This window comes from Streptomyces pinistramenti (genome assembly GCF_020564935.1).
GTDB lineage: Bacteria > Actinomycetota > Actinomycetes > Streptomycetales > Streptomycetaceae > Streptomyces > Streptomyces pinistramenti.
The window spans coordinates 16376-37094 of sequence record NZ_JAJCXB010000064.1 but is presented as its reverse complement, the minus strand read 5'-3'; the positions used below and the strand labels follow the sequence as shown (position 1 = coordinate 37094).

Below are 20719 nucleotides of genomic sequence, written 5' to 3'. Positions count from 1 at the left end.
CCACCGGGGAGAGCCCGAGGCCGGTCGGCGGGGAGTGCGGCGGGACGGGCGCGGCGGGGCCTGCCGGGGGCGGCGCGGGCGGTCCCGGCGGCGGCGGTGCGGCGGGCCGCGGGCCCGCGATGGCGGCCACCGCGCTCCCGGATCCCGGGCCCGCGGCCACCGCGCCGCCGGGTGCACGGGCCGCGGTCACCGCGCGTCCACCTGCCGTTCCGCCCTCCCGCGCGGCGGGCCGCGGGGTGGCGCAGAACGCACAGCGGTCACCGCTGAGTTCGAGCCCGCACCAGCGGCATGCCTCGCGGCGTACGGAGGACACCAGCCGGTGCAGCAGGGCCGGATCAGGGATGGCCGCGGCGAATTCGACGAGCTTGCGGGTGCCCCACCAGTGGGCCGACTCGGCGGGCAGCGGCACTTCGTAGGCGCCCTGGACCTGCCAGGAAGGGGCCAGCACCCCGGATACCCAGTCGCCGCTGAAGTGACCTCTGGCCAGTGCAAGTTGAGTGCCGTAGGCGGGCCCCTTCAGACCGGCGGCCGCGGCGTGCCGCTCCAGGCGGACCAGTTGCGGTTCGGGGTTGGCGAGCACCGCGAACTGCGCGCCGGGCAGCCAGGACGTCACGTGGGAGCGCAGGTCGACCGGGACGCGGTCCAGGCCGCTGACGGTACCCAGCAGCGCGCCGGCGTGGACGTAGTGCGCCAGCAGCCGTGCGGCGCAGGCCAGTACGCCGGGGGTGAGCGCGGACAGGGACAACTGGCGGAGCTGGCGGGCGAGTACGGCGACACCGAGCGGCGGCAGGCCCAGCGGCACGATCGCGATCCGGTCGCTCTCCAGGAGGGCGCGCAGCGTGTGCAGTCTGCGGACGTGTTCGGGCGGGCAGGCCGCGGAGTACAGCACGATGAGGTGGCCGTGGTGTGCCAGCACGGCGCCGGTCTCCGTCAACGCCTCGTCCAGCGGCTGGAGTCCGGGGGCGCGCAGCACGACGGCGGCGGGGGTCTGCCGGTCGGCGGCGGGCAGGGCGAGGTCGGGGCTGGTGACTGCAATCGCCGTCGGCACGTCGCTCCCCCACTCCCTTCGGCCTCCGGGGGCCCCGGGACCGCGGATCGGCACAGCTCTGCGCCATCGGCGCCATACGCCCAGCACTTTATCCGCGAGATACGTCCGGGAGAACACGTTCCGGGTCACTCGTCACTCCCACAGGGCGCCGCGGAACGCGCCGTTCCACTGCTCTCCCTTTCACCTTCCCCTTTGCGCGTCGCTCACGCGGGGCAACCGGTTGTGTCCGGAACCTTGACACGCCCAATGGTCTGGACCACGTTGTACGGCAGCACAGGGGCCCCTGAGCGCGCATCCGCATACCAGCCAACTCCCCCCACGGAGGCAGTCGTGGTTCGCGCACGATCAGGAAAATGGAAGAGAACTCTGTCGGCCACCGCGGCCGTCGCGGCGCTGATGTCGGCCGGCGTCGCCGCCGCGGGCACCGCGCAGGCCGCACAGGACACCCGTCCGCAGCACTCCGCCCCGGCGGCGGGCGCGGCCGCCGTCCCGAAGCACGCGGTGACCGGCTACTGGCAGAACTTCAACAACGGCGCGACCGTGCAGAAGTTGAAGGACGTCGACGACGCGTACGACATCATCGCGGTCGCCTTCGCCGACGCGACGGGCAAGCCGGGCGAGATCGCCTTCAACCTGGATCCGGCCGTCGGCTACGGCTCGGCCGACGACTTCAAGGCGGACATCAAGGCCAAGCAGGCGGCCGGCAAGTCGGTGGTCCTGTCGGTGGGCGGCGAGAAGGGCGCGGTGTCGGTCAGCGACTCCGCGTCGGCCGGGAACTTCGCCGCTTCGGTCAACAAGCTGATGGACGACTACGGCTTCAACGGCGTCGACATCGACCTGGAAAATGGCCTGAATTCCACCTATATGACGCAGGCGCTGAAGGCCGTGCACGCCGCGCACAGCGATGTCGTGGTGACCATGGCGCCGCAGACCATCGACATGCAGTCGCCGCAGAACGAGTACTTCAAGACGGCGCTGGGCATCAAGGACTTCCTGACCGCCGTCAACATGCAGTACTACAACAGCGGTTCGATGATCGGCTGTGACGGCAACGTCTACTCGCAGGGCACCGTGGACTTCCTGACCGGTCTCGCCTGCATCCAGCTGGAGAACGGCCTGGACGCCTCGCAGGTCGGCATCGGCGTCCCGGCGTCCGCCAGCGCGGCCGGCGGCGGCTACGTCGCCCCGTCCGTCGTCAACGACGCGCTGGACTGCCTGACCAAGGGCAGCGGCTGCGGCTCCTTCAAGCCGTCCAAGACCTACCCGGGCCTGCGCGGCGCGATGACCTGGTCGACGAACTGGGACGCGTCGAACGGCAACGCCTTCGCGAGCCAGGTCGGCGGGCACGTGCACAGTCTGCCGTAGCGGTTCCAGCGGGCCCGGGTGCGGCGGGCCCTCGTGCGCCCGGGCCGGGCCCCGTGCAGTGACTTGCACGGGGCCCGGCCTGCTGCGTGGGGCGGGTCAGCGGCGAGCGGCCGACGGCTTCGGGAGCGTGCAGCCGTCCTGGCTCAGGTCGAGCTTGTTACCTGCCGCGAAGCACTTCGGGATCCCGTAGGTCTCCTCGGCGTAGTTGGTGCCCTTGTGGACGGTGACGTTGCCGCTCTCGTCCACCTCGCACGGGTTGTTGACGGTGCACTTCTCGCCGTCCTCGTTGCCCGTGTTGTTGATGGCCGCGACCTTGCCGGTGGCTTCGTCGAGCACCGGGGAGCCGGATGTACCGCCGATGGTCTGGCACTCCGGCGTGTAGCGGACCGAGTCCTTCCAGGTCCAGTCGCCCTCCTTGAGTTCGTGCACGAACCCGTCGACCTTGCAGGAGTAGGTCTTCTTCCAGTAGCCGGACACCACGGTGATCGCCGCGCCCTTGGCGGGGTGCTCGGTGGCCAGCTCCAGCGGCTTGACGCCGTACTTCTGCTCGATGTCGGCGTAGGTGGAGCCGGTCTCGTAGAGCGACACGTCGGTGTCGGTCATGGTGGCATACGCGATCTTGGTGGCCTTGATCGTGCCCAGGTCGCCCGCCTTGGCGTCCAGCACGGTGAAGCTGCGGCTGGACGGCTGGTCGACGAGCACCTCACCCGCGCCCGGCATCCCGGACTCCAGGCAGTGGCCGTTGGACATCACCAGCGCCTTGTCGGTCTCTTTCGACGTGGGCATCTTGACGATCGAGCCGGAGCAGTTGCTCAGCGCGACCGTGCCGGCGAAGTCCACCGCCTTGGTGTGCTGCCCTGCCTTCGCGGGGGCCGCGGATATGTGTGCCGCGCCCTTCGCTGCCGCCGCGTCGGACGCGGTGGCCGCCTTGCCCGGGAGGGGGGCGGCGCCGGCCGTACCGGCGGTGCCCACCAGGGCTGCGGCTCCCAGAACGGCCGTGGCCAGGGTGCCGACGAGAGGTCGATTCATTGTGGGGGTCCTCTCAAGCTTCCGTCACCGAAGGTCCGTACGTACCTTCGGTTTTGTCGTGCGCATTGTTAGCGCCGCGGAGCCTGGAGGCAATGAGGCAACGGGAATTGATGACAAGTCGATGCCGTGGCAGGGGCCGACCGGGCGGGCCGGCCGCTGCCGCGGCCCGGCCCTACCAGTCCCGGTCGCGCCCGCTCATCCGGTACTTCCTGCGCCGCTCGGCCGCGCCGGTGGACTCGTTCTCCGTGGTCCGGCGGTGCGAGTAGCCGTAGTCCTCCAGGGAACCCTCGGAGTCCGAGTACTCCGCGGTCACCTCCATGCGGGTGTCCTCCAGGGCCCTGCGGCTCTCCAGCCCGTAAATCCTGTTGTGCGTGGCCGGGTTGCCGTAGAAGTCCGGGCGCGGCGTCGTGACGCTCACCGTCATGTCATGGCGGCCCAGCCGTTCGGGCAACCGGGCCGTGTCCCGGACGAGTTGCTGGGTGGAGTAGCCGCGGGTGCCCTGCGGGACGCGCGGCATGTGGTTGTGGATATTGGCGCCGTGCTCCGCCCCGCGGAGCTGCTCCATGGCCCTCTGGTCCCGGATGTCCATGTTCGGGAAGTGCGGCACGCCCAGTCGCCGCAGGTCCTCGGCATGGGCCGGAAGGTCCTCGTAGCGGGGATCACCCCCCGCGTCGTAGGTCGTGTAGGCCATCCGGTCGGCCATGCGGGGATCCCTGCGGACCCGGGCGCGGGCCGCGGAGGCGTCGCCCTCGGACAGGTAGATCCGGTCGCGGCCACCGAGGTTCTCGGCGGGCGGCCTGCTCCGGCCCGGCGGGTGCATGCCGCCCACCGTGGCACGAGGGCCGAGGATGTCCGACGGCGAGACCGTGATGCGGCCGAACGAGCTGGTGTCGAAGACCTCACCGCGCGAAGAGCTGCGCACGTACCTGCCGACGACCTCGTAGCCCTGGTAGTCGATCTCGAACTGCTGGCCCACGTCGGCGGGATACATCTGCCTGCCGCGGCGCCTGGACGGCATCCGGGCCACCGTGATGCCGTCGGAGTGCCCCGCCGCGGCCTCGCCGTCCTGCCCCTCCCGGGCCTTCTGCGGGGCGGGGGTGTCCCCCCGGGCCATCTGCCGGCCGAACGCCGCGGCGTCCCGCTCGAAGGGGTCGCCCTCGCTGGAGACGTTCACGCCGGCCCCGTTGCTGGTCCCGGCCACCGCCCCCTTGGACTGCTGATCGACGTGGCGCAGTTCGTGATACATCGTCTCGTCGTCGGCGCCTTCCGGGCCGACGACGATGTCCTTGCCCGTCGTGTACGCGCGGGCCCCCAGGTCCTGCGCCGACCGCTGCGCGGCAGGGCCGGTGTGCACCCGTACGGCGCTGAGGTCCATGTCCAGGCCCGCTTCCGCCCGTTCACGGATGTGCGGGGCCAGCGGGCTGCCACTGGACCTCACCGCGTCGAGCACCGACTGCCGGCCGCCCGGCTGCTCGTGGCCGCAGCCCGCGCCGTGCTGGTGGCGTTGCTCTTCGAGCATCCGCGAAACGGCGGCGTTCCCCGCCGCCCGTTGCAGGGCCAAAAGGGGCGGCAGAGCGGCGGGGGTGCGCGCAGGGACGCGCCCCGGTTTCCGGCCAGGGGACGGTCGCTGCTCGTCATGTGCGTGCATGGGGGTGCTCCACGATGCTCGTCGGAGCCGGTCAATCTAACCGCCCGCACGCGACACCGGGAGGTCCCTGTGGGCAGCACTCGGGGCAGGGTGGACGGGCCGGGGCTGCCCCTGCGGACTGGACGAACCCATGCGGATCCTGAGCGGCCGGCATGGAACGGACGCCCGGCGTGGGTCAGAGGGTGCCGGTGTCGAGATCCAGGCCGAACGGCTCCGGCAGATGCAGGACGGCACCGTGGTGGTGGGGCCCGTCGGCGCGGGTGTACCCGAGCGGCCCGGGTTCCGAGTACGGAGTGACGCTGCGTTCTTGACGGTCGACCAGCAGCTGCAGCGGTGCACCGTACTCCGCGTACCGCTTGCGCTTGACGACTCCGGCGGTATCGCCGCTGGACTCGGTGGTGACCTCGACCACGAGGAGCGTCTGGTCGGGCAGCGGGGCGCCGCCCCCCCTGGCCGCCGCAGCGGGCACCACGGCGGTGTCGGGGACGTACCGGTTGGAGGAGCCGGGAAGGTCCAGGTTGCCGGATCCGGTCACGCAATCGAGCTCACGGACGCGGGCGCGGATCTGGTCACGGATTTCGGCCGCGGCCTCGTGGTCCCAGGTGGGTGACACGGGTTCGATGATCCCTTCGACGATCTGGACCCGGTCGCCTCGGATGTGCCGGATGGCGTGCTTGAGGGCGCGTTCGGGTTTGATTCCGTCGTTGTGGTCGGCTGACACGGTGGTCATGCGGACGGTCCTTCCGGCGGCCGTCCGAGGGCGGTGGGGGACTTCTGCGTTGTTCAACGTCACAGTGCCGCTTCACGTACGCACCGCCCCGGACGACTCAGGCGGTGGACGCCCCGCTCAACCCCGGCGTGCGGACCGCGGATACGGACCGGGCCGACGCTCCTCCCCGCGGGAAGGGGAGGGCGCCGGCCCGGTCCGGAGGGGCTCCGCAACCCAGCGCCCTAGACGAACAGGCTCACCACCGCCGCCACCACGAATCCGGCGACCGACAGTACGGATTCCAGCACCGTCCAGGACTTCAGGGTGTCCCGCTCGGTGATGCCGAAGTACTTCGACACCATCCAGAATCCGCCGTCGTTGACGTGCGAGGCGAAGATCGAGCCGGCCGATATCGCCATGATGATCAGCGCCAGGTGGGCCTGGGACATGCCCTGGCCGTCCACCAGCGGCAGGACGATGCCGGCCGTGGTGACGATGGCGACGGTCGCCGAGCCCTGGGCCACCCGCAGTACGAGGGAGAGCAGGTAGGCCAGGACGATGACCGGGAGGCCGACGTTGTGGAAGGTGTCGGAGAGCGCGTCGGCGACGCCGCTGCCCTGGAGGACCGCGCCGAAGACGCCGCCGGCGCCGACCACCAGCAGGATGTTGCCGATCGGCTTCAGCGAGGCGGTCGAGACGGTCTCCAGCGACTTGCGGGACCAGCCGCGGCGGATGCCCAGCAGGTAGTAGGCGACCAGCAGGGCGATCGTCAGGGCCACGAAGGGGTTGCCGAAGAACTCGATGACCGAGCGGACGGTGCTCGGGTCCATCGCGATGGACGAGAACGTCGACAGCAGGATGAGGACCAGCGGGGTCAGGATGATGGTGAGGACGGCGCCGAGCGCGACCGGCTTCTCCTGCGGGGTGACGCCGGAGGCCCGCTGCTCGGCGAGGACCGCCGCCTTGGCCTCGTCGGCCGCCTCGACCATGTCCTGCGGGATCTCGACGAAGATCCGCTTGCCGATCCAGGCGGCCCACGCCCAGGTGGCCAGGACGGCCGGGATGCCGCAGATGACACCCATCAGGATGATCCAGCCGAGGTCCACGTGGAACAGGCTCGCCGCGGCCACGGGACCGGGGTGCGGCGGCAGGAAGGCGTGGGTCATCGACAGCGAGCCGAGCAGCGGCAGGCAGTACAGGAGCATCGACTTGCCGCCGCGTTTGGCGGCCGCGTAGACGATCGGCGCGAGGACGAAGATGCCGATGTCGAAGAAGACCGGGATGCCGAAGATGAGGCCGGTCAGGCCCATGGCGAGCGGGGCCCGCTTCTCGCCGAAGAGGTTCAGCAGGCGGGTGCTGAGCACTTCGCCGCCGCCGGAGACCTCCAGGATGGAGCCGAGCATGGTGCCGAGCCCGATGATGATCGCGATGTGGCCCAGGGTGCCGCCCATGCCGCTTTCGATCATGGACTTCACGTCGGACTTCTGGACCGTGCCGAAGAGTTCGGTGACCGAAAGGCCCGCGCCCAGGCCCACGGCTATGGAGACCGTGAGCAGTGCCACGAAGGGCTGCAGGCGGAGCTTGATGATCAGCAGGAGCAGCAGGGCGATGCCCAGGACGGCGACCGTCAGGAGCCCTGCGGTGCCCGGGATCAGGGCGAGCAGCCCGCCGGTGTGGGGTGGTGGCGACGGTGGGGCGGCGGTCGTGGCGGCGAGGAACATCGTGTGACTCCGTTGTCAGGCAGGGGCCCGGTGTCCGGGTGAGTCCCCTGGAATGCATCCAGGCAGGGGGGACCGCGGCACGGCGCCCCGTCGGTACGGGGCGCCGCGCCGTGCGGCGGGTCGAGCGGGTGAATCAGCGCTAACGGCAAGGAAGTTGCTCAGTTCGGGGTGGTGCGGTTCGGGGCGGTGCGGCGTGCCGCGGACAGCGGAGGGGACGTTCCGCGTGTCCGTTCAGCTGGGGCGTTGCCCGTTCAGCTGAGGACGGCGAGCGCGTCGATCTCGATGAGCAGGCCCTTGGGCAGCCCGACGTAGACCGTGGTGCGGGCGGCGGGCGCCTCCTTGAGACCCTCGGCCTCGAAGTAGGCGTTGTAGATCTCGTTCATCTCGGCGAAGTGGTCGACGTCGGTGAGGTAGACGCGCATCATCATGACGTCGTCCCAGCTCGCGCCGCCCTCTTCGAGGATGGCCTTGACGTTCGCGAACGTCTGGAGGGTCTGCTCACGCAACGTGGGTCCTGCCGGGGTGGGGGCCTGGCCCTCGACGGCGGGGAGGAAGCCGACCTGGCCCGCGACCTGAAGGATGTTGCCCTTCTTGACGCCATGGGAGAACTTCGCGGGCGGGGTGGTGTGGGTGGCCGGGGTGAGCGCGGTCTTCTCGGTCATGGTGTTCAGGCTTCCTGTGCGGGTCCGGCTTGTGGCCGGGGGATTGCGGTTCCGGAGTACTCCCGGCTGATGGCGTCGGCGGTGCGGCGTACCAGTGGGAGCAGGGTGAGGAGTTCCTCTGCGGTGACGACGACGTTCGGTGCGGAGACCGACATGGCGGCGACCAGGCGTCCGTCCGCGCCGCGGATCGGGGCGCCGATGCAGTTGATGGACTCCTCGTGACCACCGAGGTCGGTGGCCCATCCCTGTTCGCGGACCTTTGCCAGTTCGGCCAGGAAGGCCGCGGCGTTGGGGGTCGAACGGGACGTGTAGAGGGGGTAGTCGAGCTTTTCCGCGAGGGCGCGGCGCTCGGATTCTGCGAGGTCGGCGAGGAGCAGCTTGGCGACGGCGGCGACGGTGATCGCGACCGGCTTGCCGATCCGGGAGTACATCCGGACCGGGTAACGGCTCTCCACCTTGTCGATGTAGAGGACTTCGTTCTCCTCGTAGACCGCGAGGTGGACGGTGTGTCCGCATTTCTCGTTGAGGTCGACGAGGTGGGGGTGGGCGATCTCCCGGACGTCGAGGTTTTCGACAGCTTCCTGGGCGAGCGCGAACAGCCGGGCGCCGAGGCGGTAGCGCTGGTCGGGCTGGCGGTAGACGATGCCGTGCTCGTGGAGCGTGCGCAACAGGCGCAGGGCGGTGGACTTGTGCACGCCGAGTCGGACCGAGACCTGTTCGAGGTTGGCCGGTCCCTCCGCGAGCAGCGGCAGGATGCTCAGGGCGCGGTCGACTGTCTGGCTCATGCGCACACCTCGCCGTGCTGGTCGTGGCGGAGTCCGGGGGCGTGCCGTCCGGCGTTCCGCTCGCTTCGTTGGCTTGGTTCGTTCATGGTGCGGGGACCTCCACCCGTGGTGTGCGCACCCCGTCGGTCGTCCAGCCGGGGCCGATTCGCAGTGTGCCCCAGTCGGCCGGGTCGAGGGCGGCGAGGCGGTCGGCAAGGCTGCGGGCCGGTGGTGTGGCGAGGTCGCCGGGGACGGTGAGGGAGGCGGCGGCCATCAGGTGCCCGTGCCGGATGCGGGCGGGCACCGGCAGGTCGCGGAGGGTGCCGGAGAGGAATCCGGCGGCGAAGGCGTCCCCGGCTCCGACGGGCGCGACGACCTCGACCTTCAGGGCGGGGACGAAGGTGACGGAGTCGCTGCCGTCGGCCCTGCGGTCGTAGACGGTGGCGCCTTCGGAGCCCTGCTTGACGACGAGCGTGGCGGGCTCGGGCAGCGCCTCGCGCACCGCTTCGGGCCCGTGCAGGTCCCAGGCGGCCTCGGCCTCGTCCTCGCCGACGAAGACCAGGTCGCAGCCGCGGGCGAGGTCGAGCAGTATCTCCGGCCCGTGCGTGCCGGCCCGCCAGAGGCCGACGCGGTAGTTGACGTCGAAGGAGACCAGCGGGCGGCCCGGGGTGCGGCGGGTGAGGGTGCGCAGGACCTCCAGGCAGCCGTCGGAGAGGGCGGCGGTGATGCCGGTGAGGTGGAGGACGCGGGCGCCGGCCAGCGCGGAGCGGTCGAGCTGGGCGGGGGTCATCGCGGAGGCGGCGGATCCGGCGCGGTAGTAGAGCACTTCGGCGCGGCCCGGCTCCTCGCCGTCAACGCCGGTGGCGCGTTCGCCCGCGGTGCGGAAGTAGATGCCGGTGGGGCGCTGCGGGTCGCGCTGGACGTGGCCGACGTCGACGCCGTGTCCCGCGATGGTGTCGACGAGGTGGTCACCGAAGCCGTCCGCGCCGACCCGGGAGATCCAGCGGACGGTGTGTCCGGTGCGGGCCAGCGCGCAGGCGACGTTGGATTCGGCGCCGCCGATGGCGCGGTCGAAGGCGGGTACGTCGGCGAGGCGGCCCGGCCGGGTGGGCAGGAAGGTGACCATGGACTCGCCGAGGCAGACGACATCGACGTCGGCGTCCGGGACGGTGCCGCCGTCCGGGCCGGCGGTGCCGCTGACGTTCGAGGACCTGGTCACGATCGGGGGTACTCCTTAGCTGCGCGGCTGCGCCGGGTGGTTGGCTGCCCTGCGAGGTCGCGGAGGTTTCGCGGCGGGTTCCGTGAAAGGCGTCGCGGAAGGCTTCCGGGGGTTTCGCGGACGGTTTGCGGACGGTTTCCCGGGGCGATTCTCACCATTGACCCGGTGATGGCTCGGATGCTAGACACCTATAAGCGATATACGCAATGGCTGTTGCATAGAGTGCAACAAGATCTTTGAGGAGGGCCCATGGTCGACGACCGGGACCGGCTCGCGGCGGACCACGCGAAGGGGCTCGCCCAGGGGCTCGCGGACGAACGCGTCGACCACCGCTTCAAGGCCCTCCCGCCGGACGCCGACGGCCGCACCGTCGGCGAGCTGGCGGCCGAGCGCCGCAACCTCTTCGACGGCGGCTTCACCACTCCCGTACTGGCCCTCTCCGCCGAGTCCGTCGAGCACAACCTCGCGCTGATGGAGACCTACTCCGCGCGCCACGGCCTGGCCTTCGCCCCGCACGGCAAGACCTGCATGGCCCCCCAGCTCTTCGCCCGCCAGCTGGAGCACGGCGCCTGGGGCATCACCGCCGCCGTCCCCCACCAGGCCCGCGTCTACCGCGCCTACGGCATCCAGCAGATCTTCCTTGCCAACGAACTCGTCGACCCCGCCGCGCTGCGCTGGCTCGCCGCCGAGCTGGACACCGACCCCGGCTTCCGCTTCGTCTGCTACGTCGACTCGCTGCGCGGCATCGCGCTGATGGACGCCGCACTCCGCGAGGCGGGCGCGAGCCGCCCCGTCGACGTCGTCATCGAGCTGGGCGCCGGCGAGACCGCCCGCACCGGCGTCCGCACCGAGGCCGAGTGCCTCGAACTGGCCGACGCCATCGCGGGGGTGGACACCCTCCGCCTGGTCGGCGTGGCCGGCTACGAGGGCGAGGTGCCCGACGCGACCCCTGAGCGGGTGACGGCCTGGCTGCGCCGACTGGTCGCGCTGGCCGTGGAGTTCGACAAGGCCGGACGCTTCGCCGACCTCGACCGGATCGTCGTCAGCGCGGGCGGCAGCGCCTGGTTCGACGCCGTCGCCGAGGTCTTCGCCGAGATCCCCGCACTCTCCGCCCCGGTGCTGAAGCTGCTGCGCTCGGGCGCGTACGTCTCCCACGACGACGGCCACTACCGCCACCTCACCCCCTTCAACCGCGTCCCGGAAGAAGGCGCACTCCAGCCCGCCTTCCGCCTCTGGGCACAGGTCGTCTCCCGCCCCACCCCCCGCCAGGCGTTCCTCAACGCCGGTAAGCGCGACGCCGCCTACGACCTCGATCTGCCGCAGGCCCAGGTCGTACGCTCCGGCCGGGACGGCATCGAGCGCCCCGCCACCGGCCTCACCGTCACCGGCCTGTCCGACCAGCACGCCTGGGTGGCCACCGAGGGCGCGGACGACCTGGAGGTCGGCGACTGGGTGGGGATGGGCCTGTCCCACCCCTGTACTTCGTTCGACAAGTGGCAGCTGATCCCGCTCGTCGAGGCCGATGGCACGGTCTCGGACTTCATCCGCACGTTCTTCTGACACGGCTGCTGGGGGAACACCTCCCCGAGCCGTTCCCCCGGCACTCCCCCGAACAGCTTCCCGAGCACACGCCCGAGCCGATTCCCGATCCGACATCTCGCACCTTCCCCGTCGATCTCTCATCAGGAAGACGCCCGGCACCCCCGTTTCGTGAGAAGCGCAGGAAAAAATTCCTGAACCACCGCCCCCGACAGGCCCTTGCGCCGCCCGCACAGACTCCGGCGGTGCGCGCCGACCCCCGCGGCCCGCACCGCCGGTCCCAGAAAGGCCCCTCATGGACACCGTGTTCCGCGACGTGCGCGTCATCGACGGCTCCGGCGGCCCGTCCTACCGCGCCGACGTCGCCCTGTCCGACGGCCGGATCGCCACGATCCACCGCGAGGGCCACGTCGGGCCCCGCCCGTCCGCCCGGCACACGGTGGCCGCCGACGGCCTCGCCCTCTCCCCCGGCTTCATCGACATGCACGCCCACAGCGACCTCGCGCTGCTCCGCGACCCCGCGCACGAGGCGAAGGCCGCCCAAGGCGTCACCCTCGAAGTCATCGGCCAGGACGGCCTGTCGTACGCCCCGGTCGACGACCGCACGCTCGCCGAGGTCCGCGCGCAGATCACGGGCTGGAACGGCGACGGATCCGACATCGACTTCAGCTGGCGCTCCGTCGGCGGCTACCTCGACCGCCTCGACCACGGATTCGACGGCCACGGCATCGCCGTCAACGCCGCCTACCTCATTCCCCAGGGCACCGTCCGGATGCTCGCCATGGGCTGGGACGACCGCGCCGCCACCGCCGACGAGATCGCGCGGATGCGGCAGTTGGTCGCCGAGGGCCTGGAACAGGGCGCCGTCGGCCTCTCGTCCGGCCTGACCTACACCCCCGGCATGTACGCATCCGATGCCGAACTGACCGAACTGTGCCGGGTCGTGGCCGAATACGACGGCTACTACTGCCCGCATCACCGCTCCTACGGGGCGGGCGCCCTCCAGGCGTACGAGGAGATGGTCGACCTCACCCGCGAGGCCGGCTGCGCGCTCCATCTCGCGCACGCCACCATGAACTTCGGCGTCAACAAGGACCGCGCCCCCGAACTCCTGGCCCTGCTCGACGCGGCCCTGGCATCCGGCGCCGACATCTCCCTCGACACCTACCCCTACACCCCCGGCTGCACGACGCTCGTCGCCATGCTGCCGAGCTGGGCGAGCGAGGGCGGCCCGGACGCGATCCTGGCCCGCCTCCAGGACGACGCGAGCGCCGCCCGCATCCGGCAGGTCATGGAGGTCGACGGCGCCGACGGCTGCCACGGCGTCCCCATCGAGTGGGACGCCATCGAGATCTCGGGTGTCTCCGACCCGGCCCTGAGCTGCTATGTCGGCAAGACCGTCGCCCGCAGCGCCGCCGAACGCGGCGAGGAGCCCTGGGTCACCGCCCGCCGCCTCCTGATCGAGGACCGTCTGGGCCCGACGATCCTCCAGCACGTCGGCCACGAGGAGAACGTCCGCCGCATCATGCGCCACCCGGTGCACACCGGTGGCAGCGACGGCATCCTCCAGGGCGCCAAGCCGCACCCCCGCGCGTACGGCACCTTCCCGCACTACCTCGGCAAGTACGTCCGCGAGCTGGGCGTCCTGCCCCTGGAGGAGTGCGTCGCCCACCTCACCTCGCGCGCCGCCGCCCGCCTGCGGCTGCCCGACCGTGGCCTGGTCCGCGAGGGGTACCGCGCCGACCTGGTCCTCTTCGACCCGGAAACGGTCGCGGCAGGCTCCACCTTCGACGTCCCGCGCGCCCTGCCCACCGGCATCCCGCACGTCCTGATCGACGGCCGCTTCGTCATGCAGGACGGCAAACGGACGGACATCCTGGCGGGCCGCTCCGTCAGGCGCTCAGCGCCCCGCCCTTGACGGCGGCGATGAACCGACTCCAGGCGACGGCAGGGACGATGACCGTCCCCCCGTCCCGGTCCTTGGTGTCCCGCACGGGGACGATGCCGGGGATGTCGTCGGCGACCTCTACGCAGTTGCCGCCGTCGCCGTTGGTATAGGTGCTGGTACGCCAGCGGGCGGCGCCGAGGAAGTCTTCGCCGATCTCGACGCAGTTGCCGCCGGAGCCGTTGCTGTGGCTGCTCTTACGCCAGCGGGCGGCGCCGGGAAACGCTTCGGCGATCTCTACACAGTTGCCGCCGGAGCCATTGGTGAAGCTGCTCGTACGCCAGACAGCGGCACTCAAATCAATCTGTTTTCTTGCCATTTCGATAGTCCTCCGCCGTTGCCTCGATCATGGCCAGGGACGCCTGCGGTGACAGTGCGGCAGCCCTGAGCAGATCGTACGACTTGCGGTACTCCTCCACGAGCGCCGGATCGTCGATGGTGTCACCGCTGTGCAGCGACTCCGTGTAGACCAGCGGCGGGGCGTCGCGGAAGGTCATGAGCGTAGCCGCGCCCAGCATGAAGGGATGCGGCCCGCAGTTCCACGGAAGGATCTGAGGAGCGATCCGGTGCCGCCGCGCCAACGCTGCGATGTGATCGAGCTGTTCGGCCATGTCCTCGGGCGGGAGCATGGGCTCGCGCAGCACCGACTCGTGCAGGATCACCCAGTACATCGGCGTCTTGTGGTCATCCTCGAAGAGGCGTGCTCGCGCCAGTCGGGCGGTGACTCGCTCTTCCACTTCTTCGTTGGGCGCCAACGGGTGCGTCGCCCGCACCATCACCCTCGCATACGCCGCCGTATGCAACAGGCCGGGAATGAGGCCGGGGTACCACTCCTCGACGCTCTTCGCGTACTTCTCCGCCTCCAGAATCCGCGCGAAGTAATCGGCATGGCCGACCCGCCGCGCCTTACGCACGTCCTCACAGCGGCGCTCGAAGAACCCGTCCGTCTTCAGCACGCGGTCGATATGCGCGGCCAGATCACCGGGCATCCGCCGCGCCCCCCGCTCGATCTCGCTCAGATAGCTCACCGCGTAATAGCTCCCCTCCACCGTCGCCTGAAGGGTCAGCCCCGCTTCCTCCCGCTTCCAACGCAGTTCGGAGCCGTAAAAGGCCGGGACACTGACTGAACCGTCAACTTCCTTGCGTGCAGGCATTTTTCACCGCTCCACGATGTACGCACCGAAAGGGAAATCACTTCCACGCTACGCCGCATCACGTCACTCTGTGAGCAGTTGGTCACGATACGCACAGGAAGTCGACGCCATGCCAGACCGGACGCACACCCCCCGCCCCCACCACCACGACGACGTGGACGACTGCGCCGAAGCACTCCGCGCCGCGCTCGCCGCCAACGGCATCTCCCTGCCCTCCCTCGGCATCGACCTGCCGGCCTTCGCGGGCAGCTACACGCTCCCCCTCATCGCCCTCGGCAACTGCAACACCGCCACCGCCCGCAGGCTCGCCGCCGCACTCCACAAGGCCGCCGGACAGTGACGAAGCCCCACCGGGACCAGCCCCCGAAGAAGCACGGCGACGCCCCCGAAGAGGCCCGGCGCGAGGAGTTGGCGGAGAGCGTCAGGAAGCTCAACAGGTGGTCGTCCGGCGGAGGCGGACGACGCTGAGGCCCGCGGCGTCCATGACACCCGTGGTACCCGTGGTGCCCATGGCGTCCGTGACCTCGGCCCGGTCGGCGTGATCCGGACCCGCCGACTGCCATGGACGCCGGGCCGCAACGAAATCCACTCACCACCGTACCCACGACCAGTGACAGCACGTGACGAGAGGCACACCACCAGCTGATCAAGGTGGGCAAAAACACCGGGCGCTCGCGCTGGCCCGGTCGTAGGGTGGCGGACATGCAGGTGATCCAGTCAACCAAGCTCGCCAATGTCTGCTACGAGATCCGTGGCCCCGTGCTGGAGGAGGCCATGCGGCTTGAGGCGGCGGGTCACCGCATCCTCAAGCTCAACACCGGCAATCCCGCGGCGTTCGGCTTCGAGTGCCCGCCCGAGATCCTGGAGGACATCCTCCGCTCGGTCGGCACCGCGCACGGCTACGGCGACGCCAAGGGCCTGCTCTCCGCCCGCCGCGCGGTGATGCAGCACTACCAGACCAAGGGCGTCGAGGTCTCCGTCGACGACATCTACCTCGGCAACGGCGTCTCCGAACTGATCCAGATGTCGATGCAGGCGCTGCTCGACGACGGCGACGAGGTCCTGGTACCGGCCCCGGACTACCCGCTGTGGACGGCATCCGTCTCGCTCTCCGGCGGCACCGCCGTCCACTACCGCTGCGACGAGCAGGCGGACTGGATGCCGGACCTCGCCGACATCGAGCGCAAGATCACCGACCGCACCAAGGCCATCGTCGTCATCAACCCCAACAACCCCACGGGCGCGGTCTACGACGAAGCGCTCCTGGAGGGCATCGCCGAGATCGCCCGCCGCCACCACCTCATCGTCTGCGCCGACGAGATCTACGACAAGATCCTCTACGACGGCGCCACCCACACCCCCTTCGCCGCCCTCGCCCCCGACCTGCTGACACTGACCTTCAACGGCCTGTCCAAGTCGTACCGGGTGGCGGGCTACCGCAGCGGCTGGCTGGCGGTCTGCGGCCCCAAGGCACACGCCTCGTCCTACATCGAGGGCCTGACGATCCTCGCCAACATGCGCCTGTGCGCCAACATGCCGGCCCAGCACGCCGTCGCCACCGCACTCGGCGGCCGCCAGTCGATCAACGACCTGGTGCTCCCCGGCGGCCGTCTGCTGGAACAGCGCGACACCGCCTACGACCTGCTGACCCAGATCCCCGGCGTCAGCTGCGTCAAACCGAAGGGCGCCCTCTACGCCTTCCCGCGCCTCGACCCCAAGGTCTACAAGATCAAGGACGACCGCGAAATGGTCCTCGACCTCCTCCGCGCCGAAAAAATCATGATCGTCCACGGCACCGGCTTCAACTGGCCCGACCCGGACCACTTCCGCCTGGTCACCCTCCCCAACAAGGACGACCTGACGGACGCGGTGACACGGATCGGGTCGTTCCTGGACGGGTACGGGCAGTTCTGAGGCGGGAGGACAGGGCAGGGCGTTCGGATCATGGCCATGCGAGCGCCGGCCACTGCGGGGGCGAGCTGCAATGCCATCACCTTCCCGTGCGGGTGAGCGGCCAAGCGACGCATCCGGCCCGTACACGTACAGACTTCCGACACCGCGGGGCGGCCGTCCGATCTCGCTCTCCGTAGGCTCCGTGGATACGGACCGCAACGCCGTGAGCGGAGGGAGACTGAGCTGCAACCGAATGAAAACGAGGTAGGGGGCAGACAGATCCCCAGGTCAGGAAGTGTCGGCCCCGCGGGTGCGGGGGTGTTCCCCCGCGGAGCTTGCGGAAACCCTCCTCCGCGACGTCGGCCCCGCGGGTGCGGGGGTGTTCCCTCCTACGACGGACGCACACACGGACCCGCACTGTCGGCCCCGCGGGTGCGGGGGTGTTCCTGGAGTCGGCGGCCTGCCGGCACGCGTCCGTCAGTCGGCCCCGCGGGTGCGGGGGTGTTCCCGCCCGCCGCGCTCGGGTTCGCGGTGGGGTGGAGTCGGCCCCGCGGGTGCGGGGGTGTTCCGACAGCCCCGGCTGCCCTGGTGGGTTGCCGGGGGTCGGCCCCGCGGGTGCGGGGGTGTTCCTCCAACTGTCCGCTGCGCGATCCTGTCGGCCCCGCGGGTGCGGGGGTGTTCCCCGTCGAATCCAGCAGTGGCCCCTGCTCAAGGCGTCGGCCCCGCGGGTGCGGGGGTGTTCCCGACCCGGGCACCAAGATGATGGTGAGCGTCCTGTCGGCCCCGCGGGTGCGGGGGTGTTCCTTCCGCGGATCCGGAGATGTTGCCGATACTGTTGTCGGCCCCGCGGGTGCGGGGGTGTTCCCGGGCCACACAGGGCCGTCTAGGCGGGGGCGTGGTCGGCCCCGCGGGTGCGGGGGTGTTCCGCCGCGCCCGTTCCGCGCCTACCGGATGAAGCCGTCGGCCCCGCGGGTGCGGGGGTGTTCCTGGGGGACATGGAGGCTGTGCAGGAGACCCTGCGTCGGCCCCGCGGGTGCGGGGGTGTTCCGCGGTTGTCGGGGCGTTTTCGTTTCTGACGTTAGTCGGCCCCGCGGGTGCGGGGGTGTTCCGTGGGAGGACACCGCGCGTCAGCAGCTGATGCTGTCGGCCCCGCGGGTGCGGGGGTGGTTCGGGCGTCGGGCGCCGGATCGGCCGGCACGAGAGGTCGGCCCCACAGATGCGGGGGTGGTTCCGCCATGGTCATCTTCGCCCGTGGCTGGGCAGGTTGGGCCCCGCGGGTTCGGGGGTGGTTCTACGCCGGATGAGCAGCACACGCGGACCCCAACGTCGGGCTCGCGGTGCGGGGATGGTCCGACCGCCAGGGTCACGAGCACGAGGATGCCGACGTCGGCCCCGCAAGCGCAGGGGGCTTGCCCCAAGGCGAGTCCGCTGCCGACGCGGATCTCGGACCACAGCCCGAAATCGGCCGAATGCCCGGCGCAGACCAGAGGGTTGCAAGGACCCGGCCAATGGCACAAGGGCGGCGCAAGGCCCGCCGGTCGAGGTGGAGGCTGCCCCTGTAGGCCCAGCCATGGCGAACCGAGCCGGTCCACGGCAGTCAGGTGCGGAGCAGCTGTCACCGAGACGCACGACTGCCGGTCCACTCCCTACGCGCAGCGGATCCCGTAGCCGAATGCGGTGAACACGGTTGCACAGGACGGGACTTCAGCGCTCAGCGGCCATCCGTCACCGGCGGTACGTCTGCTTTCCGGCGGGGGCGGGTTCCGATCATCGGGCGACCGCGGAGCCTGTGCCGCACGGCACATCACGCACGGATCACCAGGCCCACCCCCACGGCCCTCACCGCCTCTCCCGAGCCGAAAGAATCACCCCTCGAAGTCGACCGGCCGCCAACGCTCGCGCCCCGCCGTGCGGATGGCCCAGCCCTGTTCGTTGGAGGCGGGTTCGGCCAGGACGGCCTGGCCGTCGCCGATGCGGGTGGCGAGGAGTTCCCAGAGGCGGTCGCGGATGCGGCGGTTGGGGTTGCCTACGAAGACTCCGGCGTGGACTTCGACCATCCAGCGGGTGAGGTGGCCGCGGAGTCCGTCGGGGGCGGCGATCAGGACGATGACGGTCATGTGGGCTGCTCCGGGGGCCGGGTGGGCTCATGGGGAGGCTGGAGTGGAGTGTCCGGTTCCGGGCCGATGATGGCGATGTGCTGCTCGCCCATGCCGCTGGGGGTGAGGGGCGGCTGTTCGGGCGTGGTGCCAGGGGTGGGGTGGTCCGGCGTTACCGGTGCCCCGTCCGGCGTCGACCAGTTGACGCCTGCGGAGACCGTGCCGAGGCGCTCGTCCCAGAGTTCGCTGGTCTCCGGGGTGTCGAAGTCGGTGCCGGGCGGGTTCAGCAACCTCTTGACGTCGGTGACGATTTGGGTGAGGAGATTCTTCTCGGTGATGCGGTCGCGCAGGCCGATGCGGGCGTCTCGTTCCTCGGTGAGGCCCTTGGCGGTGAGGTCGAAGGCGAGGGGGAGGGTGTGCTCGGCCTTGTAGAGGTCGGCGATGTCGAGGACGAAGGAGAGCGCGGAGCCGGTGTGCACGAAGCCGAGTCCGGGGCTGGCGCCGAGTCCGACGATGACCGCGTGGCAGATGCCGTAGAGGGCGGCGTTGGCGGCCGAGAACAGGCGGTTGACGTCGTCGCCCGCGGCGAACGGGTCGCCGGACTTGTAGACGCGCCCGTTCCACGGCACGCCGGTGCGGCGGGAGTGCTCCTGGTAGAGGCGGCGGAAGCGGGTGCCCTCGCGGCCGCGGAGCTGTTGCATGGTGGCCCGTGAGACGTCCTCGCCGGGGAAGCGCATGCCGTACATGACGCGGGCCACGCCGAGCCGTTCCTTGGGCCGGGTGACCAGCCACGCCTGCCGGTGGAGCAGGCCGGCGCCCCGGCTGGGGCCGAGCCCGGCCGCGTACATCCGAACGCCCTGCTCGCCCACCCAGCAGACGGCGGTGCCGGAGTCGGCGAGCAGGCGGATCGCGCCGTGGGTGACGCGGGTGCCGGGGCCCAGCAGCATGACGGCGATCATGGCGGCGGGGACGCGGACGGTCTCTCGCTTGTTGACGACCACGACGGCGTTCTCCTCGCGGTCGAGGTGGCTGCGCTCCACGTAGACGCTGGAGACGCGGTCGACGATCCGATGCAGATCGTGCGGGTCCGCTTTCCACCAGATGTCGGCCACGGTTCAGTCCTTCCGGCCTGCGAGGGGCGCGAGGGTGAGCAGGCCGCAGCCGTACGCCTTGGAGGGGCCGATCCCGTCGAGGAGGCGGGCGGTGAAGGCCGACGGGTCGGTGATGCGCAGGCGGCCTTCGAAGGTGGCGGTGTGGAAGACGACGTGGGGGCCGTTGCCGTTCTTTTTGAAGGAGTGCCGGTTTCGGGACGTGATGCGGACCTCGCGCCGGGGGTTGGGATCGCGGAGGGCCCGGCCGGATTGCCCGACGTGATCGCTGTCGGGTGGGGATGGCACGAGGCCCGGGGCGGCGGGATCGGTACGGGAGGCGGGTACGTCGAAGCCCCAGCGACCGGTACGGGTGAGGAACCAGTCGAGTTGGGCGGCGGCGGTGCGGTGGCCGAGCCGGAAGCCGCGGCGCTTGCCGTCGGTGTCGGCGGCGATGTGCGCGGCCTGTGCCGGAGTGGGTTTCTGTGGCGCCGGGGTGTTCTGGACGGGGCTGGCCGTCAGGCGGAAGGCGAACTCGCGGCCGACGGCGATCTGGCCCAGGAGAGGGGTGTAGTCGCGGATCGCGGCGTGCTCTCCCCCGGCGTCGGGCCAGCCGGCCTGCTCGACGAGGCGCGTCCAGTCGGGGCGGGACCGGGTGAGGACGAACAGGTGCGGCCGGTGGGGGTCGTCCGCGTCCATCCGCCACAGGACGCGTTCGGCATCCTGGGGGCCCGGCAGACCGCCCTGCACGGCGCCGTGCAGGGCACGCGGGTTGGACAGCAGCTTCCGGCTTTCCGCGCGGAGAGGGTTGATGCGGATACGGGACAGATAGGTCATGG

Annotated in this window: 19 protein-coding genes and 1 CRISPR repeat array; of the genes, 6 read left to right on the top strand and 13 right to left on the bottom strand. The window is 70.8% G+C overall.

Annotated features, from left to right (window positions below; all coding sequences use genetic code 11):
* Positions 1-1048, bottom strand: a 1048-nt coding sequence (locus LIU39_RS29970; RefSeq protein ID WP_308409431.1) for a hypothetical protein, incomplete at its 3' end; no start/stop codon positions are given.
* Positions 1049-1444: 396 nt separating this feature from the next.
* Here LIU39_RS29970 and LIU39_RS29965 point away from each other — a divergent pair.
* Positions 1445-2413, top strand: a complete 969-nt coding sequence (locus LIU39_RS29965; protein WP_264483419.1) for a chitinase — start codon at positions 1445-1447, stop codon at positions 2411-2413.
* Positions 2414-2509: 96 nt separating this feature from the next.
* Here the strand turns inward: LIU39_RS29965 and LIU39_RS29960 are convergent, their stop codons facing one another.
* From LIU39_RS29960 to LIU39_RS29930, 7 genes are all read right to left on the bottom strand, one after another.
* Positions 2510-3442 (bottom strand): S1 family peptidase, encoded by a 933-nt coding sequence (locus LIU39_RS29960; protein WP_227050074.1) that lies wholly within the window; start codon positions 3440-3442, stop codon positions 2510-2512.
* A 172-nt stretch (positions 3443-3614) separates the two neighbouring features.
* Complete coding sequence (locus LIU39_RS29955) at positions 3615-4961, bottom strand: eCIS core domain-containing protein (protein ID WP_227050073.1); 1347 nt, start codon at positions 4959-4961, stop codon at positions 3615-3617.
* A 304-nt stretch (positions 4962-5265) separates the two neighbouring features.
* The gene (locus tag LIU39_RS29950) at positions 5266-5820 is read right to left on the bottom strand and encodes a Uma2 family endonuclease (RefSeq protein WP_227050072.1); all 555 of its coding nucleotides are present in this window, start codon (positions 5818-5820) and stop codon (positions 5266-5268) included.
* Positions 5821-6041: 221 nt separating this feature from the next.
* Positions 6042-7520: a GntP family permease gene (locus LIU39_RS29945; RefSeq protein ID WP_227050071.1), complete on the bottom strand. Its 1479-nt coding sequence runs from the start codon at positions 7518-7520 to the stop codon at positions 6042-6044.
* A gap of 251 nt (positions 7521-7771) precedes the next feature.
* Positions 7772-8182: a RidA family protein gene (locus LIU39_RS29940; RefSeq protein WP_227050070.1), complete on the bottom strand. Its 411-nt coding sequence runs from the start codon at positions 8180-8182 to the stop codon at positions 7772-7774.
* A gap of 5 nt (positions 8183-8187) precedes the next feature.
* Positions 8188-8967: an IclR family transcriptional regulator gene (locus tag LIU39_RS29935; RefSeq protein ID WP_227050069.1), complete on the bottom strand. Its 780-nt coding sequence runs from the start codon at positions 8965-8967 to the stop codon at positions 8188-8190.
* 82 nt (positions 8968-9049) lie between these two features.
* Positions 9050-10165, bottom strand: a complete 1116-nt coding sequence (locus LIU39_RS29930) for a sugar kinase (RefSeq protein ID WP_227050068.1) — start codon at positions 10163-10165, stop codon at positions 9050-9052.
* A gap of 249 nt (positions 10166-10414) precedes the next feature.
* Here LIU39_RS29930 and LIU39_RS29925 point away from each other — a divergent pair, with 249 nt between their 5' ends.
* Both LIU39_RS29925 and LIU39_RS29920 read left to right on the top strand, forming a co-directional pair.
* Positions 10415-11725 (top strand): amino acid deaminase, encoded by a 1311-nt coding sequence (locus tag LIU39_RS29925; protein ID WP_227050067.1) that lies wholly within the window; start codon positions 10415-10417, stop codon positions 11723-11725.
* A gap of 274 nt (positions 11726-11999) precedes the next feature.
* Positions 12000-13622 carry an N-acyl-D-amino-acid deacylase family protein gene (locus LIU39_RS29920; RefSeq protein ID WP_227050066.1) on the top strand — a complete coding sequence of 541 codons (1623 nt, stop codon included), beginning with the start codon at positions 12000-12002 and terminating at the stop codon, positions 13620-13622.
* Here LIU39_RS29920 and LIU39_RS29915 read toward each other — a convergent pair.
* Together LIU39_RS29915 and LIU39_RS29905 are read right to left on the bottom strand one after the other, a co-directional pair.
* Positions 13597-13947 carry a DUF397 domain-containing protein gene (locus tag LIU39_RS29915; protein ID WP_308409430.1) on the bottom strand — a complete coding sequence of 117 codons (351 nt, stop codon included), beginning with the start codon at positions 13945-13947 and terminating at the stop codon, positions 13597-13599. The two genes, LIU39_RS29920 and LIU39_RS29915, sit on opposite strands and share 26 nt — an antisense overlap.
* Position 13948: 1 nt before the next feature.
* A complete protein-coding gene (locus LIU39_RS29905) occupies positions 13949-14803 on the bottom strand; it encodes a helix-turn-helix domain-containing protein (RefSeq protein ID WP_227050065.1) in 855 nt (284 codons plus the stop codon).
* A gap of 109 nt (positions 14804-14912) precedes the next feature.
* On the opposite strand from LIU39_RS29905, the gene LIU39_RS29900 reads away from it, so the two are divergent.
* From LIU39_RS29900 to LIU39_RS29895, 3 genes are all read left to right on the top strand, one after another.
* The gene (locus LIU39_RS29900) at positions 14913-15143 is read left to right on the top strand and encodes a hypothetical protein (RefSeq protein WP_227050064.1); all 231 of its coding nucleotides are present in this window, start codon (positions 14913-14915) and stop codon (positions 15141-15143) included.
* The gene (locus LIU39_RS35085; protein WP_264483415.1) at positions 15140-15271 is read left to right on the top strand and encodes a hypothetical protein; all 132 of its coding nucleotides are present in this window, start codon (positions 15140-15142) and stop codon (positions 15269-15271) included. The genes LIU39_RS29900 and LIU39_RS35085 overlap by 4 nt, the downstream gene beginning before the upstream one ends.
* A gap of 234 nt (positions 15272-15505) precedes the next feature.
* Positions 15506-16717: a pyridoxal phosphate-dependent aminotransferase gene (locus tag LIU39_RS29895; RefSeq protein WP_227050063.1), complete on the top strand. Its 1212-nt coding sequence runs from the start codon at positions 15506-15508 to the stop codon at positions 16715-16717.
* A gap of 276 nt (positions 16718-16993) precedes the next feature.
* A CRISPR array of direct repeats spans positions 16994-17988; the repeat unit is 28 nt; unit sequence GTCGGCCCCGCGGGTGCGGGGGTGTTCC.
* A 573-nt stretch (positions 17989-18561) separates the two neighbouring features.
* Here LIU39_RS29895 and cas2e read toward each other — a convergent pair.
* Genes cas2e through cas6e form a run of 3 tightly spaced genes read right to left on the bottom strand, consistent with a single transcriptional unit; the run spans position 18562 to position 20717 of the window.
* Positions 18562-18813 (bottom strand): type I-E CRISPR-associated endoribonuclease Cas2e, encoded by a 252-nt coding sequence (gene cas2e / locus LIU39_RS29890; RefSeq protein ID WP_227050062.1) that lies wholly within the window; start codon positions 18811-18813, stop codon positions 18562-18564.
* On the bottom strand, positions 18810-19904 hold the full coding sequence (gene cas1e / locus LIU39_RS29885) for a type I-E CRISPR-associated endonuclease Cas1e (protein WP_227050061.1): 1095 nt from the start codon (positions 19902-19904) through the stop codon (positions 18810-18812). The genes cas2e and cas1e overlap by 4 nt, the downstream gene beginning before the upstream one ends.
* A 3-nt stretch (positions 19905-19907) precedes the next feature.
* On the bottom strand, positions 19908-20717 hold the full coding sequence (gene cas6e / locus LIU39_RS29880) for a type I-E CRISPR-associated protein Cas6/Cse3/CasE (RefSeq protein WP_227050060.1): 810 nt from the start codon (positions 20715-20717) through the stop codon (positions 19908-19910).
* Positions 20718-20719: the final 2 nt, after the last annotated feature.

What these genes read in the sequence shown, in the direction of transcription:
- LIU39_RS29945 (WP_227050071.1), bottom strand. Translation starts at nt 7,520, where the DNA reads ATGTTCCTCGCCGCCACGACCGCCGCCCCACCGTCGCCACCACCCCAC.
- LIU39_RS29900 (WP_227050064.1), top strand. Translation starts at nt 14,913, where the DNA reads ATGCCAGACCGGACGCACACCCCCCGCCCCCACCACCACGACGACGTG.
- LIU39_RS29940 (WP_227050070.1), bottom strand. Translation starts at nt 8,182, where the DNA reads ATGACCGAGAAGACCGCGCTCACCCCGGCCACCCACACCACCCCGCCC.
- LIU39_RS29965 (WP_264483419.1), top strand. Translation starts at nt 1,445, where the DNA reads ATGTCGGCCGGCGTCGCCGCCGCGGGCACCGCGCAGGCCGCACAGGAC.
- cas6e (WP_227050060.1), bottom strand. Translation starts at nt 20,717, where the DNA reads ATGACCTATCTGTCCCGTATCCGCATCAACCCTCTCCGCGCGGAAAGC.
- LIU39_RS29960 (WP_227050074.1), bottom strand. Translation starts at nt 3,442, where the DNA reads ATGAATCGACCTCTCGTCGGCACCCTGGCCACGGCCGTTCTGGGAGCC.
- LIU39_RS29925 (WP_227050067.1), top strand. Translation starts at nt 10,415, where the DNA reads ATGGTCGACGACCGGGACCGGCTCGCGGCGGACCACGCGAAGGGGCTC.
- LIU39_RS29895 (WP_227050063.1), top strand. Translation starts at nt 15,506, where the DNA reads ATGCAGGTGATCCAGTCAACCAAGCTCGCCAATGTCTGCTACGAGATC.
- LIU39_RS29950 (WP_227050072.1), bottom strand. Translation starts at nt 5,820, where the DNA reads ATGACCACCGTGTCAGCCGACCACAACGACGGAATCAAACCCGAACGC.
- LIU39_RS29920 (WP_227050066.1), top strand. Translation starts at nt 12,000, where the DNA reads ATGGACACCGTGTTCCGCGACGTGCGCGTCATCGACGGCTCCGGCGGC.
- LIU39_RS29935 (WP_227050069.1), bottom strand. Translation starts at nt 8,967, where the DNA reads ATGAGCCAGACAGTCGACCGCGCCCTGAGCATCCTGCCGCTGCTCGCG.
- LIU39_RS29955 (WP_227050073.1), bottom strand. Translation starts at nt 4,961, where the DNA reads ATGCTCGAAGAGCAACGCCACCAGCACGGCGCGGGCTGCGGCCACGAG.
- LIU39_RS29905 (WP_227050065.1), bottom strand. Translation starts at nt 14,803, where the DNA reads ATGCCTGCACGCAAGGAAGTTGACGGTTCAGTCAGTGTCCCGGCCTTT.
- cas2e (WP_227050062.1), bottom strand. Translation starts at nt 18,813, where the DNA reads ATGACCGTCATCGTCCTGATCGCCGCCCCCGACGGACTCCGCGGCCAC.